At 63.9% G+C, this 15,371-nt stretch carries 9 protein-coding genes; 5 read left to right on the plus strand and 4 right to left on the minus strand.

Features of this window, described 5'->3' with window-relative positions; all coding sequences use genetic code 11:
- Positions 1–13 precede the first annotated feature (13 nt).
- Positions 14–3,514: a DNA polymerase III subunit alpha gene (dnaE, locus tag SDENCHOL_RS12595; protein ID WP_067170298.1), complete on the plus strand. Its 3,501-nt coding sequence runs from the start codon at positions 14–16 to the stop codon at positions 3,512–3,514.
- 9 nt (positions 3,515–3,523) lie between these two features.
- Here dnaE and SDENCHOL_RS12600 read toward each other — a convergent pair whose 3' ends face one another.
- Positions 3,524–4,375 carry a 3-hydroxybutyryl-CoA dehydrogenase gene (locus SDENCHOL_RS12600; protein WP_067170301.1) on the minus strand — a complete coding sequence of 284 codons (852 nt, stop codon included), beginning with the start codon at positions 4,373–4,375 and terminating at the stop codon, positions 3,524–3,526.
- Positions 4,376–4,597: 222 nt separating this feature from the next.
- Between SDENCHOL_RS12600 and SDENCHOL_RS12605 the strand changes: the two genes are divergently transcribed.
- Positions 4,598–5,671 carry a porin gene (locus SDENCHOL_RS12605; protein WP_067170303.1) on the plus strand — a complete coding sequence of 358 codons (1,074 nt, stop codon included), beginning with the start codon at positions 4,598–4,600 and terminating at the stop codon, positions 5,669–5,671.
- Between the two features lie 40 nt (positions 5,672–5,711).
- On the opposite strand, the gene hrpA is transcribed toward SDENCHOL_RS12605, so the two are convergent.
- Together hrpA and crcB are read right to left on the minus strand one after the other, a co-directional pair.
- On the minus strand, positions 5,712–9,590 hold the full coding sequence (gene hrpA, locus SDENCHOL_RS12610; RefSeq protein WP_067170305.1) for an ATP-dependent RNA helicase HrpA: 3,879 nt from the start codon (positions 9,588–9,590) through the stop codon (positions 5,712–5,714).
- Complete coding sequence (gene crcB / locus SDENCHOL_RS12615; protein WP_067170308.1) at positions 9,587–9,970, minus strand: fluoride efflux transporter CrcB; 384 nt, start codon at positions 9,968–9,970, stop codon at positions 9,587–9,589. Before crcB ends, hrpA begins: the two co-directional genes overlap by 4 nt.
- A 99-nt stretch (positions 9,971–10,069) precedes the next feature.
- Between crcB and SDENCHOL_RS12620 the strand changes: the two genes are divergently transcribed.
- The 3 genes from SDENCHOL_RS12620 (at position 10,070) to SDENCHOL_RS12630 (ending at position 14,025) form a co-directional block, all read left to right on the plus strand.
- On the plus strand, positions 10,070–11,851 hold the full coding sequence (locus SDENCHOL_RS12620) for a glutamine--tRNA ligase/YqeY domain fusion protein (protein WP_067170311.1): 1,782 nt from the start codon (positions 10,070–10,072) through the stop codon (positions 11,849–11,851).
- A 204-nt stretch (positions 11,852–12,055) separates the two neighbouring features.
- A complete protein-coding gene (locus tag SDENCHOL_RS12625) occupies positions 12,056–13,279 on the plus strand; it encodes a hypothetical protein (protein ID WP_154717251.1) in 1,224 nt (407 codons plus the stop codon).
- Between the two features lie 206 nt (positions 13,280–13,485).
- Entirely contained in the window at positions 13,486–14,025 is a 540-nt protein-coding gene (locus SDENCHOL_RS12630; RefSeq protein WP_067170316.1) for a Panacea domain-containing protein, read from the plus strand.
- A 61-nt stretch (positions 14,026–14,086) separates the two neighbouring features.
- On the opposite strand, the gene SDENCHOL_RS12635 is transcribed toward SDENCHOL_RS12630, so the two are convergent.
- Entirely contained in the window at positions 14,087–15,244 is a 1,158-nt protein-coding gene (locus SDENCHOL_RS12635; RefSeq protein ID WP_153011276.1) for a GGDEF domain-containing protein, read from the minus strand.
- Positions 15,245–15,371: the final 127 nt, after the last annotated feature.

Below are 15,371 nucleotides of genomic sequence, written 5' to 3' on the forward strand. Positions count from 1 at the left end.
AGAATGCCGGTCCATGCCTGCACCAAAATTCATCCACCTGCGCCTGCACAGCGAGTACTCGATCACCGATGGCATCGTGCGCCTGGATGCCGCAGTCGCCCGAGCGGTGGCCGACGGCATGCCGGCACTGGCGCTGACCGACCTTGCCAATCTGTTCGGCATGGTGAAGTTCTACAGCGGGGCACGCAGTGCCGGACTGCAACCCATCATCGGCTGCGACGCCTGGATCGCCGACGACTCGCCAGACCGCCGCGACGGCAGTCGCGACGCCGGCTGCCGCCTGCTGCTGCTGGTGAAGGATCGGGCCGGCTACCTGCGCCTGTGCGAATTGTTGAGCAATGCCTACCTCGCCGCGCGGCGGCGTGGCCGCGCGGAGATAACGCGTGCAGCCCTTGCCCAGGGCGACAATGCCGGATTGATCGCGCTGTCCGGCGCGCATTTCGGCGATGTCGGCCAGTTGCTGCTGGCCGGCAAGAGCGCGCAGGCCGAGCAGCAGGCGCGCGCCTGGGCAACCCTGTTTCCCGGCAGCTTCTATCTCGAAATACAGCGTTGCGGCCAACCGCAGGCTGAAATGCTGATCACGCAGACCGCGGCGCTGGCCGGGCGCCTCGGCCTGCCGCTGGTGGCCACGCATCCCATCCAGTTCATGGCGCCCGACGATTTCAAGGCGCACGAAGCCCGCGTCTGCATCGCCGAAGGCTATGTGCTGGCCGACAAGCGGCGGCCGCAAAACTTCACCGAACAGCAGTACTTCAAGTCGCAAGCCGAAATGGCCGAGCTGTTTGCCGACCTGCCCGACGCCCTGGAAAACACGGTGGAAATTGCCCGCCGCTGCAACCTCAGCGTCGAACTGGGCAAGAGCCGCTTGCCGCAATTTCCGATTCCGGATGGCTTGAGCGACGATGCCTATCTCGATCAGCAGGCGCACGAAGGTCTGGAGCACCGCCTGGCCCAGTTGTATCCCGATGCGGCCGTGCGCGACGAAAAACGTCCGGAATACCTCGAACGCCTGGCCTTCGAAATCAACACCATCCAGCAGATGGGCTTTCCCGGCTACTTCCTGATCGTTGCCGACTTCATCAACTGGGCCAAGCAGAACGGCGTGCCGGTCGGGCCGGGGCGCGGCTCGGGAGCTGGCTCGCTGGTGGCCTACGCAATGGGCATTACCGATCTCGATCCACTGGCCTACGACCTGCTGTTCGAACGCTTCCTGAACCCGGAGCGCGTCTCGATGCCCGACTTCGACATCGACTTCTGCCAGGACGGCCGCGACCGGGTGATCGACTACGTCAAGGGCAAATACGGCGCCCACGCCGTCTCGCAGATCGCCACCTTCGGCACCATGGCGACCAAGGCGGTGATCCGCGACGTCGGCCGGGTGCTCGACCTGCCGTTCAACTTCGTCGATCAGTTCGCCAAACTAATTCCCAACGAACTCGGCATCTCGCTGGCTGAAGCACGCGAGAAGGAACCGGCCATCAACGATCGCATCGAGCAGGAAGAAGAAATCCGCGAGCTGTGGGACCTGGCCGAGCGCCTCGAGGGGCTGACGCGCAACATCGGCATGCATGCCGGCGGCGTGCTGATCGCGCCGGGCAAGCTCACCGATTTCTGCCCGCTGTATTCGGCGCAGGGCGAGGTCGATGGCCAGGCGCAGGGCGTGGTCAGCCAGTTCGACAAGGATGATGTCGAAAAGGTGGGGCTGGTCAAGTTCGACTTCCTCGGCCTGCGCACGCTGACCATCCTCGACGAAGCCGTGCGCTGGGTGCGCCAGCTCGATCCGGCGCTGAAGGATTTTCGCCTCGAAGACATCCCGCTCGACGACCAGGCGACCTATGCGCTGTTCGCCGCCGGCAATACCACGGCGGTGTTCCAGTCGGAATCGCGCTCGGCCAAGGATCTGGAAAAACGCCTCAAGGGCGACACTTTCGAGGACATCATCGCCCTGATGGCGCTCAACCGGCCGGGCCCGCTGGGGTCGGGCATGGTGGACGACTTCATCAACCGCAAGCACGGCCGCGCCAAGGCCGAGTATTTCCATCCCGACCTGGAGCCGGTGCTCAAGCCGACCTATGGCGTCATCGTCTACCAGGAACAGGTGATGCTGGTGGCCCAGGTGCTGGCCGGCTACACGCTGGGCGGCGCCGACATGCTGCGCCGCGCGATGGGCAAGAAGAAACCCGAGGAAATGGCCCAGCAGCGCGCCATCTTCACCGAAGGCGCGGCCAGGCGCGAGGTCGATGCGGCGCTGGCCACCCAGTTGTTCGACCTGATGGAAAAGTTCGCCGAGTACGGTTTCAACAAGTCGCACTCGGCGGCCTATGCACTGGTGGCCTTCCAGACCGCCTGGCTCAAGCATTACCATTGCGCGGCCTTCATGGCGGCGACGATGTCCTCGGAAATGGCCGACACCGACAAGGTGCAACTGTTCTACCAGGACAGCCTGGCCAACGATCTGCGCTTCCTGCCGCCCGACATCAATACCGGCGGCATCCGCTTCGAGCCGGTGGATGCCCGGACCATCCGCTATGGCCTGGGCGCCATCAAGGGCACGGGCGAGACCGCGCTGAGTGCCATCCTGCGCGCCCGCGAAACCGGCCCATTCACGGATCTGTTCGATTTCTGCCGGCGCATCGACAAGCGCGTGGTGAATCGCCGCGTCATCGAGGCATTGATTCGCGCGGGAGCCTTCGATGCGCTGGATGCCGAACACGCAGCAGATGCCTCATCCCGCGCCCATCGCGCGCGCCTGCTGGCCTCCGTCGGCGTGGCGCTGGAAGCCGCCGAGCAGGCCGAGCGCCACGCCCTGCAGGACAACCTATTCGGTGACGACAGCCACGCCGGCGCCGACCATCCGCACTATGTCGAAACGCCGCACTGGAGCGAGCGCGAACATTTACTCAACGAAAAACAGGCGCTCGGATTTTTCATCTCCGGCCATCCCTACAATGCCTATCGCGCCGAGCTGGCGCCCTTCGTGCGCAAGCCGCTCGCGCAGATCGAACCGCAACGCGACCCGCTGCTGCTGGCCGGCATCGTCGTCTCGACGCGCACGCAGATGACCCGGCGCGGCAAGATGGCCATCGTCATGATCGACGATGCCAGCGCCCAACTGGAAGTCACCGTATTCAACGAACGCTTCGAGGCCGAACGCAACAAGATCGTGGTGGATGAGCTGCTGCTGGTCGAGGGCAAGGTGATGCGCGACGACTTCAGCGGTGGCCTGCGCGTGGTTGCCGACAAGCTGCTCACGCTGGGCGAGGCGCGCGGCCGTTTCGCCAGGATGCTGCAACTATCGCTGAACGGCAACTCGAATGCCGAACGGTTGCGCAGCCTGCTCGCGCCCTATCGCGCCGGCAGCAATGCCTGTCCGGTGCGGCTGGCCTATCGCAACGGCGATGCCGAAGTGCAACTGAGGCTCTCCGACGCCTGGCAGGTGCGGCTGGAGGATGAGCTGCTCGCCAACCTGCACGACTGGCTGACGCCGGCGAATGTCAAGGTGGTGTATGGCTAGGGTCAGCGGCTAGCCGTAGCTGTAGAACCCCTGCCCGGTTTTGCGCCCCAGATAGCCGGCTTCCACCATCTCGCGCAGCAGCGGCGCCGGGCGGTATTTCGAATCGTTGAACTGGCCGTAGAACACTTCCATCACCGCCAGCAGCACGTCCAGCCCGACCATGTCGGCCAGGGCCAGCGGGCCGATCGGATGATTGCAGCCCAGCTTCATGCCGTTGTCGATGTCCTCTGCCGTCGCCAGTCCCTCGGCCAGGGCGAAGATCGCCTCGTTGATCATCGGACAGAGGATGCGGTTGACCGCGAAGCCCGGGCTGTTCTTCACGCTGATCGGCGTCTTGCCCAGACGCTGCGCCAGCGCCATCACCGCGGCGTGCGTCGCATCGCTGGTCTGCAGGCCGCGGATCACTTCGACCAGCGCCATCACCGGCACGGGATTGAAGAAGTGCATGCCGACGAAGCGCTCGCTGCGCTGCACGGCGGCGGCCAGGCGGGTGATCGAAATCGACGAGGTATTGCTGGCCAGTATGGCATCCGCCTTCAGTTGCGTTTCCACTTCCTTGAGCAGGCGCAGCTTGAGATCGAGATTCTCCGTCGCCGCCTCGATGACCAGATCGCAAGTCGCCAGATCGCCTTGCTGCGTGCTGCCCTGGATGCGCGCCAGCGCGGCATCCTTGTCGGCCGCGCTCATCTTTTCCTTCTTGACGACGCGCTCCAGGCTGCCGGCAATCGCCGCCAGGCCGCGCTGCACCGCCTCGTCCCGCACATCCAGCATGACCACGTCGATGCCTGCCACCGCGCACGCCTGCGCAATGCCGTTGCCCATGGTGCCGGCGCCGATCACGCCCACTTTGTCGATGTTCATCTCATGCTCCCTCTGTTGCCTTCTGTTGCCGGCCAATTTGCCAATCCGGAAAAGCCGGACAAGCTACCCGAGGCCATCGGCAGAGTCAATGATGAATGCCGATCAATGGCCCTGGCACCTTTCCCTCGCCTCCTGATCCGGTACACGGCAGCGCTGTCACATCGATGCAACATTGCATGGCCAAAATGCAACTGCATTTCACAACCTCAACAGGAGATACACATGCAGAAGCAACTGATTACCCTGGCCATCAGCGGATTGATAGCCACCGGCGCCCAAGCCCAATCCAATGTCACCGTGTACGGTGTTGCCGACCTGTCGTTCGACAGCGTCTCGACGTCCGGCGGAACGCTCCCTGGCAGCCGAACCGGCAACTACACGCGCGTCTCCAGCAACAGTTCCTACCTCGGCTTCAAGGGCAGCGAAGACCTGGGCAACGGCTTGCGCGCCTTGTTTCAGTTCGAGTCCTCCGTCAATGTCGATACGAATACGGCTGGCTCCAGCCTGCTTGGCGCTGCGCGCGATTCCTACGTCGGCCTCGAAACCGCCAGCCTCGGGACGCTGAAGCTTGGCACACTGAGCACGCCAACCCGCTCCCTGGGCACGGCCATCGACGTGAATGCCGGCGCTACCAGCATCGGCGCCAACAGCGGCCTGATCAACAACCTGGGCTTCGACTCCCGGCAAGCCAACACGATCCGCTACGACACGCCTGTCCTGGCCGGCTTCAGCGCGGCCTTCGCCTACATCGCGGGAGAAAACAAGACGACGGATGGCGCCGCTACCCCGGCCAACCGCTCGGCCTGGGACCTGGGGATGAACTACAAGGCAGGGCCATGGATGGCCGGCCTGACCCACGTCCAGAAAAAGGAAGGCGACGCTGCAGACACCAGGTTCAGGAACAGCCGGATTGCGACCGCCTATGACTTCGGCACCGGCAGTATTCGCGTGCTATGGAACCAGGATCGGGATGAGTCGCTCGGCGCGAGCACCCGGCAGACCGTCTGGGGCCTGGGCGGGACGTTCAATGCCACGCCGAACGGCAAACTCATCGCCCAGTACTACAGGGCAAACGATCGCTCGGGCAACGCAACGAGCGATGAAGGCGCCCGCCTGTTCGAACTCGGCTACGAACACAGCCTCTCCAAGCGCACCATGCTGAAGCTGATCTACGCCCGCATCGACAACGACGGCAACGCTACCTTCAACTTCGGCAGTAACGGCGTGCGCAACGTCACGGGCCAGCCCGGCGTCGATCCACGCGGCTTGCAGATCGGCGTGCGTCACAGCTTCTGAAACGCCTGCTTGCGCATCCCGCGCAAGCGGTATGCCGGATTCAGCGCGGCCGGACTTCCCAGGATTTTTGCAAACGCTTTACCGATACCGGGGATGGCGTGCGCAATTCCTGGGCGAAGAGCGCGATGCGCAACTCCTCGAGCAACCAGCGGAATTCCTCGAAGAAGGGATCGGGCAGACCGGCAGCGGCCTTGAGATGCATCTGGCGCTCGCGCTCCCAGGGCTTGGCCAGGGCCTGCCAGTCGTTCATCAGGCGCGCATCGCGGGCCGGGTCGTTGCGCAGTTTGTCCAAGCGCAGCGCCGCGCCCTTGAGATAGCGCGGATACTGCTGCAAGCGCTCGAACGCCGTGTCGCTGATGAAGTTGCGCCCCATCAGCGCCGCGCACTGGGCCTGGATGTCCGCCACCACGGCCGGATAGGCCTTGGCCAGCCCCGCCAGTTTCTTCTGCAAGCCGGCGTACTCCTGGATGATGCCGCCCACCAGGCGCAGCACTTCCTGGGCAATCAGCCCCAGGCGTGGCTTGCCTGCCTTGAGCCGCGCCTCGAATTCGCTCGCCTGCGCGGGCCAGGGTTCGGCGAGAAAGCTGCGCTCCAGCGCCACACCGAGAATCTGCGCCCGCAGCGCCTCGGCATCGAGCAGTGCCATGCACTGCAAGGCCAGATCGCGAAAGGCCGGACTGCCGAACAGGGTTTTCTCCAGTTGCTTCAGTTGCTCGCGGGCGTTCAGCATGAACAGGCGGGCGAGTCCGCCACGATGCTGCCGGCGCGCTTTCTCCGGCGTATCGAAGACGCGCAGGGCGACGCTGCTTTCCTCATCCACCAGCGCCGGGAAACCCACCACCTTGCGTCCGCCGACGACGACTTCCAGCAGTTCGGGCAACTCGCCGAAACTCCAGGTGGTCAGGCCGACGTGTTCACTGGCCTCACTGGCTTCATTGACTTCACTGATTTCACCGGCTTCACCGGCGCGTACGCTTTCGCTCTCGCCCGCCCTGGCTGCCGGCCGGCTCGCCGCCGCAAAGCTCCGCTCGACGCGGGCGCCATGCTGCGCGCGCAACTCCGCCAGCGAGCGCGACAACGCCAGGGTGGCGCCATGCTCGTCCTGCAGACGGAAATTCATCAGCAGATGGGCGCGCAGTTCACCGACGCGGAAGGCGTCGAGCGGCAGTTTCATCGCCAGTTTTTCTTCCACCGCCCGCGTCAGCGCGCGCAGCAGCGGCTCGTCCAGATCATGCTCGGCGGCGCAAAACCCGGCGGCAAAACCATCCAGCGGCTGCAGGCGATGGCGATATTTCTGCGGCAGCGTTTTCAGCAGGGCGCGGATTTTTTCCTCCCGCAGGCCGGGCACCAGCCATTCGCAGCGCGTGGCCGGCACCTGGTTGAGCTGGGCCAGCGGAACGACCAGGGTCACGCCATCATCCGCCGCGCCCGGATCGTGGTGATACGTCAGCCGCAACTGGCGGCCATGACAGGGCAGATGCGGCGGAAATGCCTCGGTGGTGATGCCGGCCGCCTCGTGACGCATCAACTGCTCGCGCTCCAGATGCAACAGGCGCGGCTGCGCGGCTTCGGCCTGCTTGCGCCAGGCATCGAAAGCCGCCAGGGTGGTGATGTCGGCGGGCAGCAGACTGTCGTAGAACGCCTCGATCAGCGCTTCATCGACCAGCACGTCGGGGCGCCGCGACTTGTGTTCCAGCTTTTCTATCTCGGACACCAGCTTGCGGTTGTGCTGGAGAAACTTCGCCCGCCGCACGAAATCCTCATGCACTTCGCCGCCGACCAGCGCATCGCGGATGAACAGCTCACGCGCCAGCTTCACCTCCGCCGCGCCCGCCTGCCCCGGGCGGCCAAAGCTCACTCGGCGCTTGGCATACAGCAGCAGTCCGTGCAGGGTGGCCCGCTCGAAGGCCACCACCTGGCCGGAGTTCTTCTCCCAATGCGGCGCATCGACGTGCTTGCGCAGCAGATGGCCGCCCACCTGCTCCAGCCACTCCGGCTCGATCTTCGCCACGCAACGGGCGAACAGGCGCGAGGTCTCGACCAGCTCGGCGGCGACGATCCAGCGGCCGGCCTTTTTAACCAGCGTCGAGCCGGGATGGATGAAGAATTTGATGCCGTGCGCGCCCAGGTAATGCCCGGCCTCTTCGCTTTTCAGGCCGAGGTTGCCGAGCAATCCCGTCAGCAACGCGCAGTGCAGCGCTTCGTAGCTGGCCGGCAACTGGTTCTCGCGCCAGCCGTGTTCCGCGCACAGGCTGTGCAACTGGCCGTGGATGTCGCGCCACTCGCGCAGGCGCAGCCAGGAAATGAAATTCTGCTTGCACCAGGCTTTCTGTTTCGACGAGGACTCATGTTTCCAAATTTCATCCGCCGCCTGCCAGAGCTTCAGCCAGGCCAGGAATTCCGAACGCTCGTCCTTCCAGCGCGCATGCGCCTGATCCGCTGCCCCCGCGCGATCCGGCGGCCGCTCGCGCGGATCGGCGATCGACAGCGCGGCGGCGATCACCAGCACTTCCTGGAGCGCACCCAGCTCGCGGCCGGCGAGGATCATGCGGGCGATCTTCGGGTCCAGCGGCAGTTTGGCCAGCTCGCGGCCGACCCCGGTCAGTTCCCGCGCCTCATCGACCGCGCCCAGCTCGGCCAGCAGCTGGTAGCCATCGCTGATCATTTTCGGCAGCGGCGCCTGGAGAAAAGGAAACGCATCGACATCGCCCAGGTGCAGCGCCTTCATGCGCAGGATCACCCCGGCCAGCGAAGAGCGCAGGATTTCCGGATCGATATGCGCCGGACGACGCTGGAAATCCGCCTCGTCATACAGGCGGATGCAGATGCCGCTGGCCACCCGGCCGCAGCGTCCGGCGCGCTGACGGGCGGCAGCCTGGGAAATCGGCTCGACCAGCAACTGCTCGACCTTGTTGCGATGGCTGTAGCGCTTGACGCGCGCCAGTCCCGTATCGACGACGTAGCGGATGCCCGGCACGGTCAGCGAAGTCTCGGCCACGTTGGTCGCCAGCACCACGCGGGACCCTTGCCCCTGGTGCGCGGCAAAGATGCGCGCCTGCTCCTGCGCCGACTGGCGGGCGAACAGCGGCAGGATTTCGCTGCTCATGCCGGCGGGCCGGCGCAGGCCGTGCTTGCGCAGCGCTTCCGCCGCCTCGCGGATCTCGCGCTCGCCGGGCAGGAACACCAGCACATCGCCCGGACCGGCGCGCTGCACTTCATCCACCGCATCGACGATGGCCTCATTCAGATCGCGCTCCTTCTGCGCGCCATCCGCGCCCAACACCGGCCGCCAGCGCACTTCGATGGGATGCAGGCGGCCGGAGACCTCGATCACCGGCGCCGGCCGGCCGTGGCCGGGCTGCGCGAAATGCTCGGCGAAACGCTGGGCATCGAGCGTGGCCGAAGTGATGATCACTTTCAACTCGGGCCGGCGCGGCAGCAACTGCTTGAGATAGCCGAGCAGAAAGTCGATGTTGAGACTGCGTTCGTGCGCCTCGTCGATGATCAGCGTGTCGTACTGGCGCAGCAGCGGATCGCCCTGGGTTTCGGCCAGCAGGATGCCATCGGTCATCAGCTTGATGTAGGTGGCCGGCGTGACGCGATCGGTAAAGCGGATCTTGTAGCCGACGAAGCGCCCCAGCTCGGACTGCAGCTCCTGGGCGATGCGGGCGGCGGTGGCCCGCGCGGCGATGCGGCGCGGCTGGGTATGGCCGATCAGGCCATGGCTGCCGCGCCCCAGTTCCAGGCAGATCTTCGGCAGTTGCGTGGTTTTGCCCGAACCGGTCTCGCCGCAGACGACCACCACCTGATGTTCCGCGATTGCCCGCGCGATCTCCTCGCGTCGCTGATTGACCGGCAGCAATTCGTCATAAACGATCGCTGGCCGAGCGGCCAGACGGGCGGCAGCGTCGAACTTCACTTGGCGAGCTGGAGGACGGTGTAAATGCCGAGCCCGGTAAGCAGCAGCGAGCCGCCCAGATGCAGCACCGCCGCGCCGCAGGCCCAGGCGTACTCGGCACGCTGGATGAGGGCGACGACCTCGGCCGAAAACGTCGAAAACGTGGTCAGGCCACCGAGCAGCCCGGTGATGAAGAAGAGCTTGAGTTCCGGCGGCAGATCGGCCTGCAGATGAAACACCGTCACCGCCACGCCGACCAGATAGCCGCCGATCAGGTTGGCCGCCAGCGTCCCCAGCGGCAGCAGCGGGAAGACGGCATTCAAGGCCAGCCCCAGCCCCCAGCGCAACCAGGCGCCGATGGCCGAGCCCAGACCCACGGCAAGAAAGGATGAAAAATTCATCGGCGGGATTTTACTCCGCCGGCAGCAAGAAGGAGCTACCCAGCAACTCGCGTTTGCCCAGTAGAATCCGGGCTATTTCACGCATTTTGTCGAGTCGTCATGAGCACTCCGGAACCGGGCAAGGCCACGAATTTCATCCGCAATCTCATCGAAGCCGATCTGGCTGCCGGCAAGCACGCGCAGATGCGCTGGGCCGGACAGCCGGGGCCGGCGGCGGCGCATGCCGGGGCGCCGCTCGATGCGGCGAAGATCCGCACGCGCTTTCCGCCCGAGCCGAACGGTTATCTGCATTTCGGTCACGCCAAAAGCATCCTGCTGAACTTCGGTCTGGCGCGCGACTATGGCGGCGTCTGTCACCTGCGCTTCGACGACACCAATCCGGAAAAGGAAGAGCGGGAGTATGTCGAGTCCATCATCGATGCGGTGCGCTGGCTGAGCTGCGACTGGGGGCGCGATCAATATTACGCCTCGAACTATTTCGCCTGGATGTACGAATTCGCCGTCGCCCTGATCGAGGCCGGCCATGCCTATGTCGACAGCCAGACGGCCGAAGAAATGCGCGAGCGGCGCGGCACGCTCACCGCAGCGGGCCAGGACAGCCCTTACCGCAGCCGCTCGGTGGAAGAAAACCTCGATCTGTTCAGCCGCATGAAAGCCGGCGAATTCGCCGATGGCGCGCACGTGCTGCGGGCGAAGATCGACATGGCGGCGGCCAACATCAATCTGCGCGATCCGGCGATCTACCGCATCCGCCATGCCAGCCACCACAACACGGGCGATGCCTGGTGCGTCTATCCGATGTACACCTTCGCCCACCCGATCGAGGATGCGCTGGAGCACATCACCCATTCGATCTGCACCCTGGAGTTCGAGGATCAGCGGCCGTTCTACGACTGGCTGCTGGAGCGACTGGCCGAGCTGGGCCTGCTGGCGTGGCCGCTGCCGCAGCAGATCGAGTTCTCGCGCCTCAACCTGACTTATGTGGTGCTTTCCAAGCGCAAGCTGATCCAGCTGGTCGATGAAAACCACGTCGCCGGCTGGGACGATCCGCGCCTGCCGACGCTGGTCGGCGCGCGCCGGCGCGGCTTCACCGCGCAAGGTTTTCAGTTGTTCGCCGAGCGCATCGGGGTTTCCAAGGCGGATTCATGGATCGACATGAGCGTGCTCGAAGACTGCATGCGCGAGGATCTCAACGCGCGCGCCGAGCGGCGCATCGCCGTGCTCGATCCGCTGAAGCTGATCATCACCAATTACCCGGCGGAGGCCGAGGAGTCCTGCCTGGCGCCGAATCATCCGCTCAAGCCGGAACTGGGCAAGCGTGAAATGCCCTTCTCGCGCGAGCTGTGGATCGAGCGCGAGGACTTCATGGAAACCCCGGTGAAAGGCTATCACCGCCTCTATCCGGGCAACCTGGCGCGACTGCGCTATGGCTTCGTCATTCAATGCACCGGCTGCGAGAAGGACGCGAGCGGCCAGGTCGTCGCGGTGCATGCCGAGCTTCAGCCGGACTCCAAGTCCGGCACGCCGGGCGCCGACAACTACAAGGTGAAAGGCAACCTGCACTGGATCAGCGCACGCCATGCCTATCAGGCCGAAGTGCGTCTGTTCGACCGCCTGTTCGCCGCGCCCCATCCGGGCGCGCGCCGCGAAGGCGATGCGGAAGGCATGGAACGCAATTATCTGGACGACCTCAATCCGGCCAGCAAGGAAGTCATCCATGCCTATCTGGAGCCGGCGCTGCAAAACGTCAAACCCGAAGAAAGTTTCCAGTTCGAACGCCATGGCTACTTCGTTGCCGACCGCGTGGACTCGCAGCCCGGCCGGCCGGTCTTCAACCGCAGCGTGACCTTGCGCGATTCCTGGGCCAAGGCGGCCGGCTAGCGTAGTGTTGCACGCTGATTGATACGTAAAAACCACACATTTGTCGTCCCCGCGAAAGCGGGGACCCAGGTACGTACTGGATTCCCGCCTGCGCGGGAATGACGAAGCCGATATTTATCTATTCCGTCAGGAATGCAGCGCTACACTAGCTCCAGCAACGTCATGTATCCTGCGCCCTGATCGTCATTCCACTCATTGACATCCATGGCCAAGCAACCTGCTCCGCTTCCACCCCTGGCGCCCGTGCAGGAAATAGACCGCTTGCTCACCGCCTCCGAGTACTACCACGCCTGCATCGGCCACCATCCGGCGACGCTGCAGCGGCCACGCGAGGTGGTCTCGGTGATCGAAGGCGAACTGGCCGAGGGCGCGCAGATCGACTGGCAAGCGGCGATCGACCAGGTGGCGGCGGCAAATCCCGGCTGCCGTCTGCGGCTGCACGGCAAGCGGCGCCAGGCGCGCTGGCGCAGTGACGGCCATGCGCCCGGCCTGCGTCTGCTGCCGGATCAGCAGTGGGACAGCCATTCCAGCCTCGGCGCAGATTTCATTTACGCCATTCCGCTATCGCTGGAAGAGGGACGTGGCTGTGAGCTCATCATCGCCGGCCGCGACAGGCTGCAGATCATTTTCCGTGCCGCTCATGCCGTGATGGATGGCACGGGCGTGGCGCATTTCATGAGCGAACTGTTCCGCGCCATACGTGGCGAGCCGCTGCTGGGCACCAATGCCGCCTATACCGACGTCGAGCTGATGCGCCAGGTGAAATCCGTGCGCTCGCCGCTCAGGCACTTCACGCCGCCCACCGTCACCGGCCAGCCGCAAGGCACGCTGCAGGGCGGTCTGTGGCGGCGCTTCACCGTACCGGGACCGCTGCCGCATCTGGTGGCTCGCTTCGCCCATGCGGCGGCCGAATACGTGCACCGGACAAGCAATGAGGTGGTGCGCATCGCCATCCCCATCAACCTCAAACGCCATGTGCCGGAACTGCTGGCCACCACCAATTTCACCAGCATGCTCTATCTGGACATCGCGCCGGGAGAAACCCTGGAAGACGTCAAAACCAATCTGCAGGGCCGGCTGGAGCGCAATGTTGAAACCAACTATCCGGAAATCCTCGAACTCATCCGCTTCCTGCCTTTTCCATGGCTGGACAAGATCGTTTCCCTGAACGAAAAGAACTACACCCGGCCGAAAACCATGGAAACCGCCGTGCTCTCGGTTGGCGGCCCCTTCAAGCGCAGCCTGCTCAGCGGCGGCGGTTTCCGCGCAGAGACGATATTCGGCCTGCCACAAACGGAGAACACCTTTCTCGCCGCAGTCGGCTTTCAGGGCAAGTATGAAATATTGGTCGGCATGTCCCATGTGTTTGCCGGCGGCGGGCGCTTCGAAGATTTCCTCGGGTTTCTCGAAAAGCGCCTCCAGCCCTGAGCCTGCGGCTGCGACTGCGCCAGTCCGGCCCGGGACGACATGACCGGAATACTTCATACCTGAATAATTCAGCCTTGCTTGACCTTTGCCAGGCAATCGAGGCTAAAATACCCGACCAGTTGACTCGGATTAAGAACGCCCATTGTTTCATTGCTTCCGGGTCGTCCCTGCCCTTGCATCCCTCATTCCGTTTGACGAGCGCTCCCATGACACAGACCCGATACACCGCGCCCCAACTGGCCGCTTACCTGCTGAACAAAGTCAACCATGCCGCCGGCGAAACCATCAATCTGATGAAGCTCGGCGCCCTGCTCTACTATGCCGAAGCCTGGTCGCTGGCGGTATTCGACCGCGAACTGATCGACGAGGAACTGCAGGCCTGGGATCACGGGCCGGTTTTTCCCTCGCTCTGGGCCAGGCTGAGCAGCAAGGGCTGGAACAACCTCGGCGCCGATGAATTGGCAGACTGCGCCATCCAGTTCGATGACGACACGCGCGGGCTGCTCGATGATGTCTGGCAGGCCTATGGCGAATTCAGCCAGGCGGAACTGGGAAAGATGATCAAGCAGGATGACCCGTGGAAAACGGCCCGCCGAGGCCTGCCGGCATGGGATTTGACCAAGCGGCCGATGAACAAGGCCGGCATGGCGCAGTTTTACAAAGCCGCCTTCGAAGCGGCAGACGCTCCCCACGCGACCCAAGCCAATGCACCTGCACGCACGGCGCAGCCCGGTCGGTCGTATTGAGAGAAGAGAGCGAAGAACAAAGCCAGACCGCGACGGTAGCGCTCACGCCCCAGGGCCAGAATCAGGGCGCGGCCTGGGTATGGTGCTTGCGATAGAAGTGCCAGCTACCGCGCTTTTGCTTGGCGGTATACATCGCATCGTCGGCGGCCTTCATCAGATCCTTGATTTCAACCGCATCCAGCGGAAACATCGCAAAACCCAGGCTGCCGGTAACGCCAACGATGCCGGCGCTGGTCTTGATGGGCTGGGCGATCGAGGACAACATGCGATCGGCCATGGCTTCCAGCGCTTCCTGGCTGCCCACCGTGTCGAGCAGCAGCATGAATTCGTCGCCACCATGACGGCCGACGAAATCGGAGCCGCGCAGGGCGGCGCGCAAACGCTCCGAAATCACCCGCAGCACTTCGTCACCCACGGCATGGCCGTATTGATCGTTGATCGGTTTGAAGCCGTCGAGATCGAGATACCCCAGCGCAAAACGGCGCGGCGGAATCTGCGCGCCGTAGAGCTCGGCCCGCTCCTTGAGCATGTCGTCGAAATTGCGGCGATTCGCCAGCCCGGTCAACGGATCGGTCTTGGCAAGCTGGATGTATTTCTCATGCTCGAGATCGCGCTCCCGCTTGAGCGCGGCGGCGGTGAACTCGTAAATGAAAGCCATGCCGGAAATCACGGCAAGGTTGAGGAAGGTGATGATGCCGCGCGCCAGATCCATCTGCGCCTCGGTCGTCACCGTCTGCAAAAACGGCACGCCCAGCAAATGCAGTACGATCAGAATGATAAGGGTCGGAAAGGTGATCGCCACGGCGCGACCGCCCCAGCGCAAGCCGCCAAAGAAATAGGCGACCAGCGGTGGAACGACGAGCAATTGCACCACGGGTGATACCGCCGGCCCCCCGGAAACACAAATGCCGATCACGATGATGAGATAGATCACCAGCACGCTGGCGATGCTGCAGAACATGTAGCCGCCCCGGCGACGGATCAGGACCAGCAGGGTGACGAAGCTCAGCGTCGCCGGCGGCAGGATCAGGCTGGCCCAGAAAACCGAGGTTGAAAGAAAGGGAGTTGCCAACACCGCCAGGTAGGCGCTGGCGGACACGATCACAAAGACCAGCATCGCGGCAATCAGGATGCGGCCGCGAAAGAAAGTGTCCGAGTCGAGGCGATAGCTCGGGTGGATGAAATAATCCACGACCAGAGACAGCGGACTTCTCCTCACTTCCTGTTCCTGTATCACACGCCTTTCCCTATTGCATCAGTCAATAAGTTGATCCGCGAGTTGCTATGCAATTCAAATCGTTGGCGGATTGTACCTTGTCGCTGTTATTTTTGGAGTTTTCCTCTCG

The organism is Sterolibacterium denitrificans (assembly GCF_900174485.1).
Taxonomy (GTDB): domain Bacteria; phylum Pseudomonadota; class Gammaproteobacteria; order Burkholderiales; family Rhodocyclaceae; genus Sterolibacterium; species Sterolibacterium denitrificans.